The sequence below is a fragment of the Clostridium tetani genome, from assembly GCF_900167265.1.
In the GTDB taxonomy this organism is placed as follows: domain Bacteria; phylum Bacillota; class Clostridia; order Clostridiales; family Clostridiaceae; genus Clostridium_G; species Clostridium_G tetani.
In genome coordinates this window covers 208,931-228,031 of record NZ_FUWT01000004.1, presented here as the reverse complement: position 1 = coordinate 228,031, position 19,101 = coordinate 208,931, and the positions used below count along the sequence as shown (strand labels likewise).

Below are 19,101 nucleotides of genomic sequence, written 5' to 3'. Positions count from 1 at the left end.
ACCTCTTATTTGTACTTTCCTGAAACATACTTACACATCATTACATAAAAGCAACTACTTAATCTATTCATAGCTTGTGCTATATCATTTCTTGAAAGCTCACCATCTTCACTTTTAAAAGCAGTAAAGGCCACTATTTCCACTTCTCTTGTATTTGCTCTTAAAGAATTTAATTCTACAACTATATCTCCCATTTCATAGCTTGGAAATATTATATGTTCAGTGTTCAAATACTTTTTAGGATTATGAGAATATGCCCTTAATTCCTTTTCATTTAGTCCCAAAAGATTAATCTCTGCCAAGGGTTCTTCTGTTACCTCGCAGGCTAAAATTTTTCTTACATAGGCTAGAATTTCTTCTAAATCCGTTAAAACTTTTTCTTCTTTTAAATTCTTACATAGAATTTCTGCTTTTAATATTTTAGCTTGAAGTAAATCCAGCTTTCCTCTTAAGATTATTCTTTTATGATCTTTAGTTACTAATTTATTTCCATTAAGTTGAGTCATATGCTCTGGTTTATTTTCAAAAAATCCACCATTTATATGCTCATACCTTGGAATAAATCTTTTTTCTTTACTTTCTATATTTTTTACATCTTTTTTATTATCAATAGCTTTTATATTTTCTTCATAAATGAGTTTTATCTTCTTATCCTGTAAATATTGCTTTGCTGAAGGCGTTACTATTACTCCCTTTTCAACAACATATTCACTAATATTCTGATTTTTAAGTGCACTTCTTAGTGTACTTTCTGTTAAAACAGCCATATTTTCACATCCTTTATAAGATGTATTTTTATTTACCTTAATCATGCCCATGAGCAATTATGTAAGTGTTCATGAGCATGATAGGTAAAATTTATTTTAGACTATAGTATTTCTTTTGGAAGTATTACTTCAACTTCACTATGTGGTCTTGGAATTACGTGAACGGATATTAATTCTCCAACTCTTTCAGCAGCAGCAGCTCCTGCATCTGTAGCAGCTTTAACAGCTCCAACATCTCCTCTTACCATTACAGTTACAAGTCCTGCACCTATTTGTTCTTTACCTATTAAAGTTACATTTGCAGCTTTAACCATTGCGTCTGCAGCTTCTATTGCTCCTACTAATCCTTTTGTTTCTATCATTCCTAATGCATTCATACTTGCCATTTTGAAATCCTCCTTAAATTTAATCTTTATTATAGTTTGTTTTTAATTTATATTTTTAAGAAAGTATTGATAATTGTTCAACAACTTTCTTTATTACCAACTCTAATTGTTCTTTAGACATTGTATTTAAAGTTTCGTTGCTTGCTGTATTTTCATTGCCTCTAAGATCTTCTAATTCTTTAACTCCAAGGGCAACTCTTCTAATGTTTAATAAATTCATAGGTCCTATATTATCAGAGGTTGAACTTCCACCAACGGCTCCACAACCTAATGTAAGTGCTGGAGTAAGGTTAGTTGCAGCTCCTAATCCTCCAAGGGCTCCTGGAACATTAACAAGAAGTCTGGATACTGGAATTCTTAGCCCAAAGTTTTTTATAACTTCATTATCTTCTGAGTGAAGCACTAAAGTATGTCCTTTTCCTTCATTCATTAATATTTCTGTGCAAAGTTTAATTCCCTCTTCTACATCATTTACTGTATAGAAAGCTAGTATAGGTGTAAGTTTTTCTCTTGAATAAGGATTGTTCTTACCAACTGTTGTCTGTTCAGAGATTAATACTTTACTACCTTTTTTAACATTCAAGCCAGACATTTCTGATAGCTTTTCTACACTTTTTCCAACTATCATAGGGTTCATAGTTCCATTAGATCTTAATATGAATTTTCCAAGCTTTTCTGATTCTTCTTCATTTAAGAAATAAGCACCTTGCTTTATTAGCTCTTCTTTAACAATTTCTTTCATACTATTTTCTACAACTATTGATTGCTCTGATGCACAAATTACTCCGTTGTCAAAGGTCTTACTATCTAAAATTCTTTTAACTGCTAACTTTACATTTGCTGATTTATCTATAAATGCTGGTCCATTTCCAGGTCCAACTCCTATAGCTGGTGTTCCTGAGCTGTATGCAGCTTTTACCATAGCTTCTCCGCCTGTTGCTAATATAAGAGCAGTATCTTTATGCTTCATAAGCTCACTTGTTCCTTGAATGGATGGAACTGTAATGCATCCAATTAATCCTTCTGGTGCTCCAGCTTTAATTGCTGCCTCATTTAATATTTTGCTTGTTTCAACAATACATTTTACAGCATTTGGATGAGGAGAAATTACTATAGCATTTCCTGATTTTAATGAAATAAGTGTTTTATATATAGTTGTTGATGTTGGATTAGTTGAAGGTATTAAACCTGCTACAACTCCTACTGGTACTCCAACTTCAAAGTATTTTTTTTCTTTATTTTCATTGATTATGCCAACAGTTTTTAAGTCTTTTATACTTTCATAAACCCCTCTGCTTGCAAAGGTATTTTTTATTATTTTGTCTTCCCATTTTCCAAATCCCGTTTCTTCATGAGCCATTTTAGCAAGTTTTACAGCTTCCTTTTCTATGGCTTCAGTTATAGCTTTAACTATTGAGTTAACTTTTTCTTGAGAAAATGTTTTATATATTTCTTGAGCCTTTTTAGCTTTAGCTATAAGGTTTCTAGTTTCTTGTAATGATCTTAAATCTTTATCTAAAAGTTCCATATGTCACTCTCCTTTTATAATGAATTAAGTATAGCTTCTATAAGTTGTTCTTTTTTACTAAACTTAATCTGTTTCGATGTTAGAGAAATTTTATGTTGTTCTTTTAAAGCTCTAGCCATAGTCCTAAGTTCCTGAACTTTTAATGATTTTAATTCTTCTTCTGATATACTCTCATTCTTTTCAACTTCTAGACTATTATCTAGATTTTCTTTCTCTAAATCTTTTTTCACTTGTTTAACTTCTTCTACTTTTGAATCTATATTATCTATTACAGTTTTTTTCTGAAATATTTTCCAAACTTCATCATAAGCTCTGGATATTACATGGGCATTTCTTAGGGTTCCTATCCTCTCTATTGCCACACATGCAGCTTCTATGGAAGCTTTTACAGAAGCTACATCTCCTGTAATTACAATTGTAACGATTCCATTTGTTACAAATTCACAGCTAACAAATTTTACATCAGCAGATTTTAAAGCTACGTCAAGCCCTTCTATTGCAGCAATAAATCCATAAGTTTCTAAAAATCCTAAGGTAGATTCTTTCATCTTTTTAAAGACCTTTAATATTCTTTAGGATTTTCTGCTACAAATTTAACTGCTGCTGCAAAGGCTTCACAAGCTGCCTTACAAGCTGATTGGCTTCCTGTTAATAATCCTCCACCAAAATTTGTTTCTGATGGTGGTCCAAAGAAGGCCTTTAGTTCAACTGAAGCGGCTTTCATAGCTGCATCTAATGCATACATTGCCTCTAGCGGTGGTGCTATTAAGTAAGCTAATGCTTCCCCTTCTTTTATTCCTGCTGTTTTAGAAAGGTATGACCCTGTTCTTGATATACATTGTGCATAGTATGGAATGGAGTCATCATCATTAGCACTGTAGAATGTTGCCACTCCACTTTCTATAAAGTCAACCATTACATTCAGTCCACTTTTAACTTCTGCAGGGCTTGGTCCTGCAATTATTCCTATAACTTCCCCTGCAAGTTTAGTGCTAGCATTAGCCGCTCCACCATAAAATGATTTTGCATAGACTACTTCAACGTCTACAGCTTTAGTAGCTTCATCTAAAGCTGTATAAGTAACATCATCACAATCTGCGGTTATTATTCCTATACTTTTATGCTCCGGTTTTAAGTTGAATTCTTTAGCCATATCCTCATTGACATTGGCTATTAATTTAACACTTAATACCGATGGACGAAGTGCATCGTTTTTCATAAAACATCCTCCCTAAATTATAATTTAAGATCTAATCCACTTGCTTTCTTCTCTAGCATTAGCTTTATAATATCTGCTATATAAGCTCCTGCTTCAACTGCTGGAGTTCCACCTTTATGGATATTAGATACAACAGTTCTTCTTGATTCAGGCATTCCAACTGTTCCTTTATAAGCTATATAAGCACTCATACTTTCAGCTGTTACAAGTCCTGGTCTTTCTCCTATTAAAACACAAGTTACATCTGCTCCAAACTCTTCAGATATAACATCCATAGCTCCAACTCTTCCAAGTTTTACGAAGAATGGTTTTCCAACGGATATTCCATATCCTTCAAGTCCTTGTATTAATGCTGGTAATATATTTTTTACGTTTGCTTCTACTGCCTTTGAGCTTAGCCCGTCTGATACATATATTTGAACTTGTGCATTTTTCTTATATGAACTCAATTTAGATAATTCTTCTTTAGAAATTTTTCTTCCAAGGTCTGGTCTAGTTATAAATTCATCCTTAGATGAACACATAGTTTGAATTGTTTCTAAGTTCATCTCTTCTAATATTTTTTCATCTACATCTGTAAATACTGCATCCTGTGCTGCTGCATGATCCGCTCTAAATCTAAGTATTGTTTCTGTTTTATATCTTGTACCTGCTTTTCCTACACCAATTCTTGCAGGAGTATGCTTTTTCATTTTTAGATACTCCTCTGCATTTTCTGGGTTATCTACTAAAAGATTTGTTCTAATATCAACCTCAGTAATGTCAGGAATTATTCCATCTTCATCTACAACTGTAGGAGTAGGTTGAGATACAGGTGTATCTTTAATGTTTGCTCCTTCTTTTGTAGTCATTTCCACCAATACTTCTTCTACTAATCTTTTTAAATCACTTTCTGAAAACATGGTTTTTACCTCCTCTACTTTTTAAGAAACACAGAAGCATCTCCTGCTTTTGATGTTAATTTTCCATCTTTCATGAATCCCCACTTTTCTAACCAACCTTCAAATTCAACTATTGGTCTTTTATTTAATAACTCTCTTAAACTTGCTGTTTCATGATATCCTGTAGTTTGATAGTTAAGCATTACGTCATCTCCATGAGGTATTCCCATAAAGTAATTGCATCCTGCTGTTGAAAGTAATACTGCTAAATTTTCTGCATCATTTTGGTCTGCTTTCATATGATTTGTATAGCAAACATCGCATCCCATTGATATACCAGTTAATTTACCCATAAAGTGATCTTCAAGTCCTGCTCTTATAACTTCTTTGCTATCATATAGGTACTCAGGTCCTATAAATCCAACTACTGTATTAACTACAAAAGGTTCATATTTTTTAGCAAATCCATAACATCTAGCTTCCATTGTTACCTGGTCAGCACCAAAATGTGCCTCTGCTGATAGCTCTGAACCTTGTCCTGTTTCAAAGTACATAACATTTGGACCAGCTGCTGTACCTTCGGTTAATGCTAATTGTCTAGCTTCCTCAATTAAATCTGCTGTAATTCCAAAAGCTGCATTTCCTTTTTCTGAACCCGCTATGCTTTGGAATATTAAATCTGTGGGAGCTCCCTTTTTTATAGCTTCCATTTGAGTTGTTACATGAGCTAATACACAGTTTTGTGTTGGTATTTCATATTTTTGTTTTATCTCTTCAAATTTCTTTAATACTCTTACTACACTTCCAGTAGTATCATCAACTGGATTTAATCCTATAAGTGCATCCCCTATACCAAAGCTTAATCCTTCTAATAAAGATGCTACTATTCCATCAACATCATCTGTTGGATGGTTAGGTTGTAATCTTGCAGATAACCTTCCATTTTCTCCTATAGTAGTATTACAATGAGCTGTTATTTTTATTTTGTTCGCTCCATATATTAAGTCTAGGTTGGACATAAGTTTTGCAACACCTGCAATAACTTCACTTGTTAATCCTCTAGATATTCTTTTTATTTGAGCTCCTGTTGTATTTTCATTTAGTATCCATTCTCTTAGCTCTGAAATAGTCCAATTTTTAACTTCTCCATATATCTTTTCATTTACAGAGTCTTGTATAATTCTTGTAATTTCATCAGTTTCATAGGGAACAACTGGATTGTTTCTTAAATCTGCAACAGTTAGATTACTTAATACAACCTTTGCTGCAATTCTTTCTTGAGCTGAATTAGCAGCTACCCCCGCTAGTTTGTCTCCTGACTTTTCTTCATTGGCTTTTGCTAATACTTCTTTAACATCTTTAAACTGATATATCTTTCCAAATAACTTAGTTTTAAGTATCACTTTTCTCAACCTCCTAGATAAATTTATAAATTAAACACTTATGAATTAAATACTAATGTTTTTATTACTACTGGTACGACCTTACCATTTACAAGTGGTTTTCCAATGTCTATATAATCTCCATTTTCAACCTTTATACTGTCAATACATATTACATTAACTTTTTTACCTAATTTAGAGTAAATAGTTTGTCCTAATACCTTTGCTATATCATTTTCAACAATTACAAATAGTGGATAATTACTTCTTATTAAGGATTCCATTCCATTTATAATTGAAGTTGCTAAATTTTGTATATCTATAAAAGAAGGATTTTTACGTCCCTTTAGGGCTACTGCCACTATTTGACTTTCATTTTCTATATCAAACCAATTTATTTTCTCTTTTATTGTCCTTTCTATGGAGTCAAATCCTTGTTCCTCATCAATATCTGATAATTTTAAAATTGGAAGATTTTTAATGGGGAAGACATCTTTTGTATAGGTAATTGTGCTTCCACTAATATCTGTTGTATGGGATCCTGCTCCAACTACTGTTGCCCTTATTGTTTCAATGGCTGATTTTAATTTTAGTTTTAATAGTAAATTAGATTTTTTTATTTCCTCTGCTAAAATTATTCCCATGTCTCCAAATTTAAAGTAATCACTAAAATCTTCATTGTATATATAGTCAGCTACTCCACCAGAAAAAGTTACATATTCTATGCTGTAACCATCTTTTATTCCTTTGTTAGTTTGAAGATATTGATATATTTCGCTTCTATCTTTTATGCATACAGATTCCTCTAAAATTTCTGTCATTTTCTTTGCTATTTTTCTAATTTTATTTATATCTGCAATATCTCCAACATTTATTTCTACGTCTATGGATTCTGCTAATTCCTTGATTTTAGGGTATATATAATATATTTTCTTAGTATCTACATCTATTTTTATAAGTCGTCCACCTATATCCATACATCCTGTATCTACAAGCTCTCCATTTTTAAATAAGGCTATATTAGATGTACCTCCACCTATGTCAATGTTGGCAACATATGCATTTTCATCGTAGGATACCTTGTCTGCTCCAGCACCTCGTCCTGCAATTATTGATTCTAAATCAGGTCCTGCTGTAGCAACTACAAAGTCTCCTGCAAAACCACTTAAGGTTTGTAAAACATCATTTGCATTTTCTTTTCTTGCAGTTTCCCCTGTTATTATTACTGCACCGGTTTTCACATCACTTATACTTACTCCAGCTTTTTCATATTCATCCTTTATTATTTCTTTTACTTTTTCTTTGTCTATTTTGTTTTGAGTACTAAGGGGTGTAAAATAAATTGAACTTCTGTATATAATTTTTTTATTTACAATGTTTACTCTTGGTACAGAAAAATTTCCTGCTGTATTCTCAATTGTAATCTTACTAAATACAAGTTGAGTAGTAGAGGTTCCTATATCAATACCTACACTTAAAATTTCTTCTCTCATATATTTTCCTATTATCCCCCTTCCCTATTTGATAAAATAAAGCCCAGAATATTTATTAATGCACTTAAAAATATTTTTAAATGCTATCTAATAAATTTTCTGGGCTTCGTTGCCTTTTCTAGCCAAAAACTTCTTTGTTTTTGGCTCTAATCTATTTAATTTTCAAAATCAAAGTTAACAGTTGTTCCATTTGATGTAGACTGTATTTCCAAATTTCCCTTTAATTTATCTGAAACTAAACTATTAATTATCATAAGACCTAAACTACTTTGTGATGCAGAGTTTACATCAAATCCTATTCCATCATCTATAACTGATATTTCTGAATAGGCATTTCCTTTTTCCACCTTTATGGTTATTTTCCCTTTTTCTCTACCTTTAAAGGCATGCTTTAGGCAATTTTGTATAGCTTCATTTACAACTAATGCTATGGCTGTAGATTTGTCTGAACTAATAGCTAAATCATCACCTATAATTTCAATTGTTAAATCTAATTTTTCATTTTTTTCAAAACTAACTATATAGGATTTAATTTTATTTATAACCTCTTTTATGTTAACATCATCAATGCCTTCTTTGGCAAGCATCTCGTGAGTAATTGCTATACTTAAAATTCTATTTATGCTTTCATTTATAGCAACTCTAAACTCTTTTCCCTTTATCCTTCTTGATTGAAGTCTTAAAAGACTTGCTATAGTTTGAAGATTATTTTTTACTCTATGATGTATTTCTTTTATAGCTACTGATTTTAAAATTAACTCTTTTTCTTTTTCTTTCATATCTGTAATATCTCTTATAAGCATTGCTAGTTTTAAAACTTTATTACTTTGTACTATATATTTTATTTGAAAATACATTTCTCCAATGTTTATTTCTTCTACTTCTATAGATTCACCTTTAATTAGTTCTTCTATGGAAACATTGGACAAAGCTAAATTTGAAAAACTCATACCTACTAGTTCTTGATCATATCCTAGCTTTTCATATAATTCTTCAGCTACTGGATTTTTAAATCTTAAAATTCCACTTTCATCGAATATAAGTATGGCATCGTCAATATGATAGGTTATGTTTCTATCTTCATATTTAATTTTTTTACCTTCTAACTGGCACATCAATTCTTCATTAGTTTCTGCTAATATTTTTAATTTTTTGCTTTCTCTTAAGTCTTCAGTAATATCTTGTTCTGAAATGATAACTGCAATAACTTCGTCCTTTTCATTTTTTATTGGTTCAACATTTTGTTTAACTATAATATTTTCTTGTGTTATAGCTTTTATATCTCTAGAGGGTATACCTGTTTGTAGTGTCCTTAAAACAGCAGGTTCATTTTTCCTTATAGCAAGTTTACCTACTACATCTTCCTTATAAAAGGATTTTGCATCTCTAGTTTTTGCACTTGCCACTACTACTGCTGCACATTTTTGATTTTTTGTCATACAATCTATAAAAACATCAGCTTTTGAGGAATCCGCTACAAATTGAAGTGTTTTAGATATATTTTGTATAATTTTAATATCACTTTCACTTAAAGAAGTATTCTTTAAACATATATCTCTTATTTTTTCCATATATTCTTCACTCTTTTCAAATTTCTCCTTCACTCATTATTATTATTTGAGCTACTGCTTCCATGGATACTCTTTTTTTCATGCTAATATTTCGTATATGTGTGTAAGCATCCTCTTCAGAGATATTTAATTTTTGCATGATTTTCCCTTTAGCTTTTTCTATAATTTTTCGGGATTCTAATTTTTTTTCTAAAACTTTAACATTTTTTTTAACTTCTTTAAACTCTTTGCACCTAGACAAAGAAACTTCTATAGTTGTAATTAAGGATTTATTGTCTATAGGTTTTACTAAATATCCTATAACTCCAGCCTCCTTAGCCTTTTCTATAAAAGTTTTATCATTATAAGCACTTAAAAGTATTACTTCCCCTGCAAGTTCTTCTTTTAAAATTATTTTTGCTGCACTTAGTCCATCTAAAAGGGGCATTTTTATGTCCATTATTATTAAGTCCGGAGAATGTTTTTTAGCAAGCTCTATTGCATCAAAGCCATCTGAGGCTTCAGCTACTACGTTGTAACCTTCTTCCTCTAACATTTCTCTCATATCCATTCTTGTAATAGGTTCATCGTCGGCTATTACAATCTTTTTTATCATAATCTTCCACCTCTTTTGGATAACAATATTAATACATAGATTATTTATTTAAAACTATTTTATCATAAAAAACTTAATTTAACTCTAAATATTCTTTTAATTCCTCAATTCCTATATTATTTGCAGCACTTATACAAAATATGTTATGGGCTCCTGCTGAGGATAAATATTCTTTGCTTATTTTTAAGTTTTCTTCTTTTTGGCATAAATCAGTTTTAGTACAAATACCTATAACTTCTTTGTTAAACATGTTTCCAAATCCCGGTGGGAAACTATTATTCTCCTTAGTAGAATCATGAACTAATGCAATTACATCTGCGTCTACTGCTGTTGATATTAGCGCATTATAATATACTTTATTTTCAATATACTCTCCTGGAGTATCTATTATATAATCGTCAAATTCTATTGACTGTGTTTTTTTATATTCTATAAGCTCATTTTTTAGAGCTTGAGCTAATGTGGTTTTCCCTGCTCCAATAGTTCCTATCAACATTATTTTTTTCATGCTTTTTCTCCTAGGATCTTGTTATCTCTGTAATAGAGAAAAGTAGAACATTTTTAAGTACATTGCAAACTTCTTTTAGAGAAGCTTCCACACTTGAAACATCTCCTATTACTACTAGAGAACCACTAAATCTATCTATAAAACCTATTTCAACTCCTGCAGCTTTTGTAGCAACATCTGCCGCTATTATAGCCGCTTCACTTGGAGTTATTGTCAGTATTCCTATTGCTTCTGAATTTTCTTCATTAAGTCCTAATTTTTTATATAATGATTTATTAGGATGTGCAATTAAGTGAGCTAGTGTAACCTGTTTTCCAGGTACATATTCTTGTATAACCCTTTGTTTTTCTTCCAAAACTGCCACCTCACTTCTATTTTAAAACATAAAAGCCCCTCAAATTACACTTAGTGTATTTTAAGGAGCTCCATTGCTCTTACCGATAATTATACGCCTTTGTATAATTATTAATATTTATTTTATAGTAAAATTATATATCTTTATTCTTTAATTGTCAAAGGATTTTTAAAACCTTTTAGTTTCATTTTCTTAATTATTTTCCTTCATATACAATTCTAAACAATGTCTTTAATTCTTCTACATTAGGCTCTTTTGGATTAGTTTTTGTACAACTATCCTTTAATGCAATCTCTGAAAGGTCATCTATATTACATTCAAAGTCTTCCTTACTTATATTCATATCCTTAATATTACAAGGTATTCCTAAAGTTTTTCTTAGAGAATTTATAGCTCTTATTAAAGATTTAACTCCTTCTCTAACATTATTACTACTTGTAAGATTTAAAATTTGAGCAATTTGAGCATATCTTCTGGCAGTATCACTATATTCCAATCTATTATTAAAACTTAAATCTGCATTATATTCTATAACATAGGGTAATAATATTGCATTTGCTTTTCCATGAGGAATATGGAATTTACCGCCTAGTATATGTGCCATACTATGATTTATTCCAAGTGAAGCATTTGTAAATGCCATTCCTGCTATACAAGAAGCATTGTGCATCTTTTCTCTTGCTGTCAAATCATCACCATTTTTATAGGCTTTTTCTAAATAATCAAAGACTAATTTTATAGCTTTTTCTGCTAGAGCATCACTAAAATCAGAATGATCAGTGGATACATATGCCTCTATTGCATGAGTTAAAACATCCATACCAGTATCTGCTGTTATAAAATTTGGCACTGTTTTTACAAGGATTGGATCTAATATTGCTATATCTGGTACCATAATTTCTTCTACTAATGGATATTTAACATTATATTTTTTATCTGTTATAACGGAAAATGATGTAACTTCAGAACCTGTACCACTAGTTGTTGGTATAGCAATAAATAAAACTTTTTCATTTTCCATGTCTGGATTTAGTCCTTTATTTATAAGAGATCTAAAATAACTTATAGCCTTTGCTGCATCAATTGCTGATCCTCCTCCCAATGCAATTAATGCCTCTGGCTTAAATTCATCCATAGCCTTAATTCCTTTTGAGATTATTTCTAGAGGTGGATCTGGCACTATATCTGAAAAAATAGCATATTCAATATTGGATTTATCCAAATGTTCTGTAACTTTGCTTATTGTTCCAGAGGTTACCATAAATGGATCTGTAACAATAAATACTTTTTTACAATTAATTTCTTTAAGTTTTTCTAGACTTAAAGCTCCATGATAAACTTTAGGCCCTACTTTAAAATTATTCATCTCTTCACTTCCTTATAAAAAATTTTAACAAAAAAACGAAAAAAGCCCCTAAAAATCTTTAGGAGCTTCATTACTCTCTACTATTGCACATCATTGTGCAATTTCATTTTATAACTTTATAATATTCCTTGTCAAGGTGTTTTTATTTAATATGTAAGATACATCTTACTACAATTTTACCCAACAAATTCTTTTATTAAATTATTGAATTTTTCTGCCTCATCCCAAAATAACATATGACTACAATTTTCAAAAAACTCTGTTCTAGCTCCCTTTATTTTTTCTCCTACATAAGCGCTTCCTTGCCATGGGAATACCTGGCTTTTCCTTCCAACACATACTAAAGTAGGCATATTTATGTACGGTAAAAAATCTCTCCAATCAAGATTAGTATGATCTCTCATTATCTCTATTTTAACATTTGCAGGGCATTTCATAATTTCTTCTACTAAGAAATTTAATTCATCTTCTTTTGGCTCATGATTTAAGCAAGCTCTTACAGTACCTTCTGCTGCTTGTCTTTCAGCATAAGTTAAATCTCCACATAATCTTACAAAAGCTTCTACATCATAACAACCAGTTTGTCCCCATTTCCAATCTGGTCCTATATATTGAGCTGGTGATTGATCTACAGAAACTAATTTTGAAATTCTCTTGTTTCCAAACAGTTCAATATAGCTCCATAATATGGAGGCACCCATTGACCATCCTATAGCAGTTACATCCTCTACATCTAGGTATTCTAAAAGTTCTTCTATATCCTTGGCAAATCTTGAAATTCTATATCCATGATCAGGTTTTTCTGAATTACCATGACCTCTTAAATCCATAGCAACAACTTTATAGTCTTTACTTAATTCATTTATATTTCTATCAAAAAAATGTGTACTGCATGACCATCCTGAAATAAATAAAATAGGTTTTCCTTGCCCTTTAATCTCATAGTATATATTTACATTATCATTTGTTTTAAAAAAACTCATAACATCTCCTCCTATAAATTTTTACTCTTTTGGAAATATTATATCATGAAAAGTATTTTCACGCTTATTAAATTTTAGCTATACAGCTAAAATTGGTTCGAAATATAGGTAACTCCTACACGCCTTTTGGGGCGGTAGGACTAAGCGCCTCACGAAATTTTAGCTATACAGCTAAAATTGGTTCGCTGCTTATGTTATAATTATGTAGCGTTGAAGAAAATAATTTTAGAAGGAGCAACTTATAATGACAAATTTTAAAGAATTAGGACTTAGCAATGATTTAATACAAAATCTTAAAACTCAAGGGATAAATAGCCCTACTCCAATTCAAAGAGAAAGTATACTCCTTATAAAGGAGGGTAATGATGTTATAGCTGAGGCACAAACTGGTACTGGAAAAACTTTGGCATTTCTTTTACCCATGTTTGAAAATATGTCTCCTAATATAAATACAATTCAAGGTTTAATAGTAACTCCAACACGGGAACTTGCTATTCAAATAACTGAGGAAGCTATGAAATTAAATGAATCTAAGGACTTAAATATTTTATCTGCATATGGTGGTAAGGATATAGGAAGTCAGCTAAATAAATTAAAAGGCAATATTCATTTAGTTATTGCAACTCCAGGTAGGCTTTTAGATCATTTAGATAGAAATACAATAGATCTTAAAAATTTGAAAACATTAGTTTTAGATGAGGCAGATCAAATGCTTCTCATGGGATTTAAAAATGAAGTTGAGACCATTATAAAACATACATCTAAAAACCGTCAGACTTTATGTTTTTCAGCAACAATGAACTCTTCTGTTAAGAAACTTGCCTATAAATACATGGATGATCCCAAATTAATAACAATACAAAAAGAAGAAATAACTCTTAAAAATATTAAACAAGTTTTAATAGAAACAACGGATAGGAATAAGCTTGATGATTTATGTAAAGTTTTAAATGAAACTAATCCATTTATGGCAATCATCTTTTGTAGAACTAAAAGAAGAGTTGATAAACTTGAAATGGATCTTTATCAAAGGGGTTATAATTGTAAAAAGTTACATGGAGATTTAACTCAATCCAAACGTGAAAAAGTGATGAAAGACTTCAAAAATACAAAAATTCAATATTTAATAGCCACTGATGTAGCTGCTAGAGGACTCGATATAACAGGTGTTACTCATATATATAACTACGATATACCTGAAAATACTGAGAATTACATACATCGTATAGGTCGAACCGGAAGAGCTGGCGAAAAAGGATATGCTTACCTTTTTATAGATCTAAAAGATAAAGAAACTTTGAATATAATTGAAAAAGGAATAAAGACTAAAATTGAGAGAATAAAAAATCATAAATAATAATTCAAGTAATATTATCATTAATTCTTATACTCTTTAATTAATTTTGGATATTAAAAACCCCTCCAGTAGATTGGAGGGGTTTTCTATATAGATCTATCTCTCATTTCAATTTCAGTACCTTCTGGTGCTTTAATTTTAAATAGAAATCCATCTTCTACTTTATATATTTCCTGTCCATTTTTATTCTTAAAATTGGTATATCCTAATTTTTTTATTCTTTCAAACTCTTCTTGAACATTATCTACTAAAAAACACATATGAACTATCCCTTCATTTAATGAACTCCAGCTCTTTAATTTTTCCCTCTTCTTACTAGTTTGCAGTTCAATCATAAGTGTGTCCATTTCTAACCATGTATTAAAATCTCGATTATGAAAATTTGGTGTTTCTTTAATCAATTTAAATCCTAAAATTTTAGTATAAAATTCGAGGGACTCTTTATATTTTTCTGTTTGAATACACACATGATGCATCATTTTTATCGCCATAATATATCCTCCTTGAATGCTAAAATATTTTATCTAATTTCCCAATTTTGCTCGCAATAAATTTAATCCTAAGAAAATAAATATTCCTCCTGTTATTTTATTTAATGAATTAGCTAGTCCAAATTTTTTGCTTAGATTTCCTGTTATATATGATGAGAATATAGCTAATGTCATAGACCACATAGTTCCCATTATAACAAATGTAAATCCAAGTACTAAAAATGGGATTGCTCCATATGTATTATTAGGATTAATAAATTGAGGTAAAAATGCTAAGAAAAATAGGGCTACCTTAGGGTTTAATACATTAGTTATAATTCCTTGGAAATATATTTTTTTAAGACTATCTTTTTTATCGTTATCCTTTTTCATAAGCATAGAGGATTTTGATATTAATGAACGAATACCAAGATAAATTAAGTAACTTGCACCTAGGTATTTAATAATGTTAAAAGCATAGGCTGATTTTGCAAGTATTGCTGATAGACCTAATGCCGCTAGAATTGTATGTATGATACATCCAGTATTAATGCCTAAAGCTGACATTACCCCTACTTTCTTTCCTCTTGACATGCTGTTTCCCAATATGTACATAGTGTCTGCCCCTGGCGTTAAATTTAATGCCAGAACTGAAATTATGAAAACACCATAGTTTATGATTCCAAACATAATAATATTCCTCCTTTTTATTAAATTATAAATACACAAACTGCCAGAATATAAGTTAGTACAAGATTTTTCTTACATAATAAAAATCCTATTCCTACAATTAATGACGATATTATTGCAAAAGCACCTGTACTTATGTCTTGAATTAAAATATGCACTAGTCCCCAAGATAAACATAGCACAATACTACCATATGGAATTCTTATATTTTTAAATTTTAATTCCCCCCATCTTTGACCAAATACAATAATGAGAGTAATCAACATAGCTTCTAGTAGATAATAAATATTTTGCACAATATATATATGCACTCCATACTCTTTATATTTATATTTTAATTTAGTAAATTCTGATATAAACTGTGGTAAATTTCCACTTTTTATTATAAGATTTGTAGTTATTAATAAAAGAAAAATAACTGTAAACCATGCCATGATTTTTTTATTTAAATTTAGAGTAACAATATTTTTTATATTGTTACTACGAATATATTTATATGTAAGCACAATGGCTATAATCCATATAACTATTGTTGTAGAATTAGCGATTATTTTTTTATACCATATATTTAAGGGTATTAATTTATTAATACCTATTGACACAACTACATCTAATCCTAATGCTAAAAATACAAGCATTGCATTTGAAAAATAATCATTTATACTAATATTATTTTTTTCTTTATTATTCATCATTTCACCCACCATCATTAACTCTTAATTCATCATGTTCTACTATTTTGATGCAATCACCATATATGTTCTTTTATTAATCATGTTCCAATTAATATCTTTAAAATTAGCCCTTTGCAATAAATTACAAATTTCCTTTTGTGAGTATATTCTAACATCTCCATCCTTACTAAATGGAATAAATAAATTCATAAATTGCCTTTTAGGAAAGTATGTCCAATAGTCACATATAATCAATACACCCCTTTCTTTTAATGTTCTATGTATTTCTTTTAATACATTTAAAGGATTTGGATAATGATGAAAAGAATCAGTACATATAACTACATCAAAAAATTCATCTTTATAGGGCATATTTTCTGAATCACCTAGAGTTAGAATTGCCTTATCTTTAAGCTTTTCTTTAGCTACATTTAACATTTCTTCTGAGATATCTAACCCATATGCTTTTATATTTTCTTTTTCATATAGTAATAAAAATAAAATACTTCCTGTTCCACATCCAACATCTAATATTGTGTTGAAATTAAGGTTTTTTAATTTTTTTATTAATGGTTTATATAAGTTTCGTGCGTGTGCACCATTGGAGTCTACATCATAGTTCTTCGCTTGACTATTAAAACTACTAATTGATTTATCTTTATAATTTCTCATATCACACCTCACTTGCTATAAAATACAAATTAAACATTAGTTAAATTATAACAAAAAATTCTTTCAATAAACAGTAACAATTTATATATGTAATTAATACAATTATAATAGTGAGTAATTATATTAAAAGAGGTTAATTATGTTATCAAGAACTAACTTTATACGTCAATCCTTGGAATTGCATCTTTTTTTTGCACGTATTATGAAAGAACATTCCTTCTTTCTAGAATTAGGTTTTACACCTAAGAATAGAGATTTTACACTTAAGGCAGATGCCCTTAGAATGGAATTTGATAAACTTTTAGCAGAGACCATTTCTCTTTCTAATTGTGTTGTTAGACCTGATGTATTAGAATCTGGTGAAGTAGTAACACCTTTTACATTAAAAGCTGAGATAGCTTCCTCATATTTTACAGGAGTAAATATTCCAACTTCTTTAACAAAAGCTGAGGAAAGATTAAGGGGTAGTTGTTCACCTATATGCAATCCTATACTTGAACAAAGAGTATGTATGCTAAATGAAAAAGCCATAAAACTAATTAAAGATTTAATAAGATTTAAAACAACTATATTATCAGAAGTTTTATGTTGTAGAATGTTTACAGTTAATTATCCCTTACTTATAGATCATATTTTAAGGGAAGCAAAGCTTTATTTAATGTTAGTTCAAATGCTACAAAGTCGTAAAGTAATGAATTTACAAAGATATGCTTATGAGCAAGAGACTTTCTGGAATAGAATTATGGCTGAACACGCAAAATTTATCCGTGGACTTCTTGATCCTACTGAAGATGCACTTATAGATACAGCAAATAACTTTGGAAAAGAATTTGATGAATTGACAAGAGAAGCAAAGAGAGCTATGTATAAGACAATGCCAATTTCAAAGGTTACCAACCGAAGTCTTAGAGCAACTAGAAGAATAAGGAACTTTAAAAAACAAGGTACAGAAGGCATACTAGATTGTAAAATCAGATCCATAATAATACCATTATTAGCAGATCATACTTTACGTGAAGCAAATCATTTCTTACGTTTATTAAAAATTTTTAAAAAAAGTGAATGTGTTAGATCAGATGATTAAATAAAAAAGGACATTTGTCCTTTTTTATTTATTATCAATTTTGGAAGTCAATACTTATAATCATTCTATCCTTTCCAATCTGTGCCTTAGGAAAAATGTCTTTTGCAAAGTGTATAAACTCCTCTGGATCTTCAATAGCTGGACTAAAGTGAGTTAATATAAGTTCTTTCACCTCTCCACTTTTAGCTATTTGTGCAGCTTGCGAAAAAGTCATATGTTTATTTTTTATTGCTTTATCCACATCTGAATCCTGACCATAATTGCTTTCACATATTAAAAGGTCACTTTTTTTTACAAAGGGTATTAATTCAGGAATTGGCAATGTATCTGTTACAAATGAAAATTTTATACCCTTACGCTCTTCTCCTAAAACCATACTAGATTCATATAAATTCCCTTCAAACTCTACATTTCCTCCCCTTTGAAGAAGGTTCCAAATAACCTTAGGTACTTTGTTATCTAAAGCTTTTTCTAAATTAAATTTTGGTTTTCGTTTTACATCAAACCTATAGGCTATACAAGGACTGGAATGTTCAACTTCCAAAGTATTTATTATTATTTCCCCCTTAGAAGATAGTAAAAGATTTTCCTTATTAATAGTAAAACATAGGCTTTCTTTAGTCGCCTCAATTACATTTAACTCATAGGGAATATAAGGCACAATTACAGTAAGCCCTTTTATTATTTCCCCTATTCCTACTGGTCCTATTATGGTTAATGGCTCTTTTCTGCCGCTATTACCCATAGTTGCTAAAAGCCCTGGTAGTCCTACTATGTGATCTCCATGCCAATGAGTTATACATATAATATCTATATTTTTAAAGCCTGTTTTTGAAATTTTCATAGAAACCTGTGTACCTTCTCCGCAGTCTATTAAAATTTTACGACCTTTATAATTTAAAATAGCTGCTGATAAATTTCTTTCTGGTGTAGGCATACCCCCACCTGTTCCAAGTAATGTTATATCAATCATGTAAAAACCTCTTTTATTCTTATTCTTTATTAATATTAATTCCAATTATAATTAAAATATACTTGTTTATCATTTATTATATCATTCAAATAAATTTTCACAAAAATAAGAGAGGCATCTAACTCTAGATAGCTCTCTTATTTTTAT

Annotated in this window: 21 protein-coding genes; 2 read left to right on the top strand and 19 right to left on the bottom strand. The window is 30.1% G+C overall.

The features are described 5' to 3' along the window. Nucleotides 1-5: 5 nt before the first annotated feature. The 14 genes from B5D21_RS04560 to B5D21_RS04495 all read right to left on the bottom strand — a co-directional run bounded on the left by B5D21_RS04560 (nucleotide 6) and on the right by B5D21_RS04495 (nucleotide 13,034). The gene (locus tag B5D21_RS04560) at nucleotides 6-812 is read right to left on the bottom strand and encodes a cobalamin adenosyltransferase (RefSeq protein ID WP_242844273.1); all 807 of its coding nucleotides are present in this window, start codon (nucleotides 810-812) and stop codon (nucleotides 6-8) included. Nucleotides 813-868: 56 nt separating this feature from the next. After that, entirely contained in the window at nucleotides 869-1,153 is a 285-nt protein-coding gene (gene eutM / locus B5D21_RS04555; RefSeq protein WP_023439145.1) for an ethanolamine utilization microcompartment protein EutM, read from the bottom strand. 55 nt (nucleotides 1,154-1,208) lie between these two features. Beyond that, entirely contained in the window at nucleotides 1,209-2,681 is a 1,473-nt protein-coding gene (locus tag B5D21_RS04550) for an acetaldehyde dehydrogenase (acetylating) (protein ID WP_011100320.1), read from the bottom strand. A 14-nt stretch (nucleotides 2,682-2,695) separates the two neighbouring features. Continuing rightward, nucleotides 2,696-3,229 carry a BMC domain-containing protein gene (locus B5D21_RS04545; RefSeq protein ID WP_011100321.1) on the bottom strand — a complete coding sequence of 178 codons (534 nt, stop codon included), beginning with the start codon at nucleotides 3,227-3,229 and terminating at the stop codon, nucleotides 2,696-2,698. 14 nt (nucleotides 3,230-3,243) lie between these two features. Next, nucleotides 3,244-3,900 (bottom strand): ethanolamine utilization microcompartment protein EutL, encoded by a 657-nt coding sequence (eutL, locus tag B5D21_RS04540; protein ID WP_011100322.1) that lies wholly within the window; start codon nucleotides 3,898-3,900, stop codon nucleotides 3,244-3,246. 17 nt (nucleotides 3,901-3,917) lie between these two features. Next, a complete protein-coding gene (gene eutC / locus B5D21_RS04535; protein ID WP_011100323.1) occupies nucleotides 3,918-4,802 on the bottom strand; it encodes an ethanolamine ammonia-lyase subunit EutC in 885 nt (294 codons plus the stop codon). Between the two features lie 14 nt (nucleotides 4,803-4,816). Continuing rightward, nucleotides 4,817-6,184 carry an ethanolamine ammonia-lyase subunit EutB gene (locus B5D21_RS04530; protein WP_035109061.1) on the bottom strand — a complete coding sequence of 456 codons (1,368 nt, stop codon included), beginning with the start codon at nucleotides 6,182-6,184 and terminating at the stop codon, nucleotides 4,817-4,819. A gap of 38 nt (nucleotides 6,185-6,222) precedes the next feature. Further along, nucleotides 6,223-7,656, bottom strand: coding sequence for an ethanolamine ammonia-lyase reactivating factor EutA (gene eutA / locus B5D21_RS04525; RefSeq protein WP_011100325.1), 1,434 nt, complete (start codon nucleotides 7,654-7,656; stop codon nucleotides 6,223-6,225). Nucleotides 7,657-7,811: 155 nt separating this feature from the next. Then, complete coding sequence (locus B5D21_RS04520) at nucleotides 7,812-9,260, bottom strand: histidine kinase N-terminal domain-containing protein (RefSeq protein ID WP_011100326.1); 1,449 nt, start codon at nucleotides 9,258-9,260, stop codon at nucleotides 7,812-7,814. After that, on the bottom strand, nucleotides 9,244-9,822 hold the full coding sequence (locus tag B5D21_RS04515) for an ANTAR domain-containing response regulator (RefSeq protein ID WP_011100327.1): 579 nt from the start codon (nucleotides 9,820-9,822) through the stop codon (nucleotides 9,244-9,246). Before B5D21_RS04515 ends, B5D21_RS04520 begins: the two co-directional genes overlap by 17 nt. 73 nt (nucleotides 9,823-9,895) lie before the next feature. Continuing rightward, nucleotides 9,896-10,330, bottom strand: a complete 435-nt coding sequence (locus tag B5D21_RS04510) for a EutP/PduV family microcompartment system protein (protein ID WP_011100328.1) — start codon at nucleotides 10,328-10,330, stop codon at nucleotides 9,896-9,898. Nucleotides 10,331-10,340: 10 nt separating this feature from the next. Further along, nucleotides 10,341-10,685: an ethanolamine utilization microcompartment protein EutS gene (eutS, locus tag B5D21_RS04505; RefSeq protein WP_035109058.1), complete on the bottom strand. Its 345-nt coding sequence runs from the start codon at nucleotides 10,683-10,685 to the stop codon at nucleotides 10,341-10,343. 196 nt (nucleotides 10,686-10,881) lie between these two features. Continuing rightward, the gene (locus B5D21_RS04500; protein WP_011100330.1) at nucleotides 10,882-12,051 is read right to left on the bottom strand and encodes a 1-propanol dehydrogenase PduQ; all 1,170 of its coding nucleotides are present in this window, start codon (nucleotides 12,049-12,051) and stop codon (nucleotides 10,882-10,884) included. Between the two features lie 176 nt (nucleotides 12,052-12,227). After that, nucleotides 12,228-13,034 carry an alpha/beta fold hydrolase gene (locus B5D21_RS04495; RefSeq protein ID WP_011100331.1) on the bottom strand — a complete coding sequence of 269 codons (807 nt, stop codon included), beginning with the start codon at nucleotides 13,032-13,034 and terminating at the stop codon, nucleotides 12,228-12,230. Between the two features lie 244 nt (nucleotides 13,035-13,278). Between B5D21_RS04495 and B5D21_RS04490 the strand changes: the two genes are divergently transcribed. Next, complete coding sequence (locus B5D21_RS04490; RefSeq protein WP_011100332.1) at nucleotides 13,279-14,391, top strand: DEAD/DEAH box helicase; 1,113 nt, start codon at nucleotides 13,279-13,281, stop codon at nucleotides 14,389-14,391. 86 nt (nucleotides 14,392-14,477) lie between these two features. Here B5D21_RS04490 and B5D21_RS04485 read toward each other — a convergent pair whose 3' ends face one another. The 4 genes from B5D21_RS04485 to B5D21_RS04470 are packed head-to-tail and all read right to left on the bottom strand — an operon-like array spanning nucleotide 14,478 to nucleotide 16,897. After that, a complete protein-coding gene (locus tag B5D21_RS04485) occupies nucleotides 14,478-14,882 on the bottom strand; it encodes a VOC family protein (RefSeq protein ID WP_011100333.1) in 405 nt (134 codons plus the stop codon). Nucleotides 14,883-14,915: 33 nt separating this feature from the next. After that, on the bottom strand, nucleotides 14,916-15,551 hold the full coding sequence (locus tag B5D21_RS04480) for a LysE family translocator (protein WP_035109054.1): 636 nt from the start codon (nucleotides 15,549-15,551) through the stop codon (nucleotides 14,916-14,918). A 20-nt stretch (nucleotides 15,552-15,571) separates the two neighbouring features. Beyond that, nucleotides 15,572-16,243, bottom strand: coding sequence for a hypothetical protein (locus B5D21_RS04475; protein ID WP_035124374.1), 672 nt, complete (start codon nucleotides 16,241-16,243; stop codon nucleotides 15,572-15,574). A 42-nt stretch (nucleotides 16,244-16,285) separates the two neighbouring features. Then, nucleotides 16,286-16,897 (bottom strand): class I SAM-dependent methyltransferase, encoded by a 612-nt coding sequence (locus B5D21_RS04470; protein WP_035124376.1) that lies wholly within the window; start codon nucleotides 16,895-16,897, stop codon nucleotides 16,286-16,288. Nucleotides 16,898-17,036: 139 nt separating this feature from the next. Between B5D21_RS04470 and B5D21_RS04465 the strand changes: the two genes are divergently transcribed. Beyond that, on the top strand, nucleotides 17,037-17,981 hold the full coding sequence (locus tag B5D21_RS04465; RefSeq protein ID WP_011100337.1) for a DUF2935 domain-containing protein: 945 nt from the start codon (nucleotides 17,037-17,039) through the stop codon (nucleotides 17,979-17,981). A gap of 34 nt (nucleotides 17,982-18,015) precedes the next feature. Here the strand turns inward: B5D21_RS04465 and B5D21_RS04460 are convergent, their stop codons facing one another. Next, entirely contained in the window at nucleotides 18,016-18,954 is a 939-nt protein-coding gene (locus B5D21_RS04460) for a ribonuclease Z (RefSeq protein ID WP_035124379.1), read from the bottom strand. Nucleotides 18,955-19,101 lie beyond the last annotated feature (147 nt).

What these genes read in the sequence shown, in the direction of transcription:
- B5D21_RS04560 (WP_242844273.1), bottom strand. Translation starts at nt 812, where the DNA reads ATGATTAAGGTAAATAAAAATACATCTTATAAAGGATGTGAAAATATG.
- eutM (WP_023439145.1), bottom strand. Translation starts at nt 1,153, where the DNA reads ATGGCAAGTATGAATGCATTAGGAATGATAGAAACAAAAGGATTAGTA.
- B5D21_RS04550 (WP_011100320.1), bottom strand. Translation starts at nt 2,681, where the DNA reads ATGGAACTTTTAGATAAAGATTTAAGATCATTACAAGAAACTAGAAAC.
- B5D21_RS04545 (WP_011100321.1), bottom strand. Translation starts at nt 3,229, where the DNA reads ATGAAAGAATCTACCTTAGGATTTTTAGAAACTTATGGATTTATTGCT.
- eutL (WP_011100322.1), bottom strand. Translation starts at nt 3,900, where the DNA reads ATGAAAAACGATGCACTTCGTCCATCGGTATTAAGTGTTAAATTAATA.
- eutC (WP_011100323.1), bottom strand. Translation starts at nt 4,802, where the DNA reads ATGTTTTCAGAAAGTGATTTAAAAAGATTAGTAGAAGAAGTATTGGTG.
- eutA (WP_011100325.1), bottom strand. Translation starts at nt 7,656, where the DNA reads ATGAGAGAAGAAATTTTAAGTGTAGGTATTGATATAGGAACCTCTACT.
- B5D21_RS04515 (WP_011100327.1), bottom strand. Translation starts at nt 9,822, where the DNA reads ATGATAAAAAAGATTGTAATAGCCGACGATGAACCTATTACAAGAATG.
- B5D21_RS04510 (WP_011100328.1), bottom strand. Translation starts at nt 10,330, where the DNA reads ATGAAAAAAATAATGTTGATAGGAACTATTGGAGCAGGGAAAACCACA.
- B5D21_RS04500 (WP_011100330.1), bottom strand. Translation starts at nt 12,051, where the DNA reads ATGAATAATTTTAAAGTAGGGCCTAAAGTTTATCATGGAGCTTTAAGT.
- B5D21_RS04495 (WP_011100331.1), bottom strand. Translation starts at nt 13,034, where the DNA reads ATGAGTTTTTTTAAAACAAATGATAATGTAAATATATACTATGAGATT.
- B5D21_RS04490 (WP_011100332.1), top strand. Translation starts at nt 13,279, where the DNA reads ATGACAAATTTTAAAGAATTAGGACTTAGCAATGATTTAATACAAAAT.
- B5D21_RS04485 (WP_011100333.1), bottom strand. Translation starts at nt 14,882, where the DNA reads ATGGCGATAAAAATGATGCATCATGTGTGTATTCAAACAGAAAAATAT.
- B5D21_RS04480 (WP_035109054.1), bottom strand. Translation starts at nt 15,551, where the DNA reads ATGTTTGGAATCATAAACTATGGTGTTTTCATAATTTCAGTTCTGGCA.
- B5D21_RS04475 (WP_035124374.1), bottom strand. Translation starts at nt 16,243, where the DNA reads ATGAATAATAAAGAAAAAAATAATATTAGTATAAATGATTATTTTTCA.
- B5D21_RS04470 (WP_035124376.1), bottom strand. Translation starts at nt 16,897, where the DNA reads ATGAGAAATTATAAAGATAAATCAATTAGTAGTTTTAATAGTCAAGCG.
- B5D21_RS04465 (WP_011100337.1), top strand. Translation starts at nt 17,037, where the DNA reads ATGTTATCAAGAACTAACTTTATACGTCAATCCTTGGAATTGCATCTT.
- B5D21_RS04460 (WP_035124379.1), bottom strand. Translation starts at nt 18,954, where the DNA reads ATGATTGATATAACATTACTTGGAACAGGTGGGGGTATGCCTACACCA.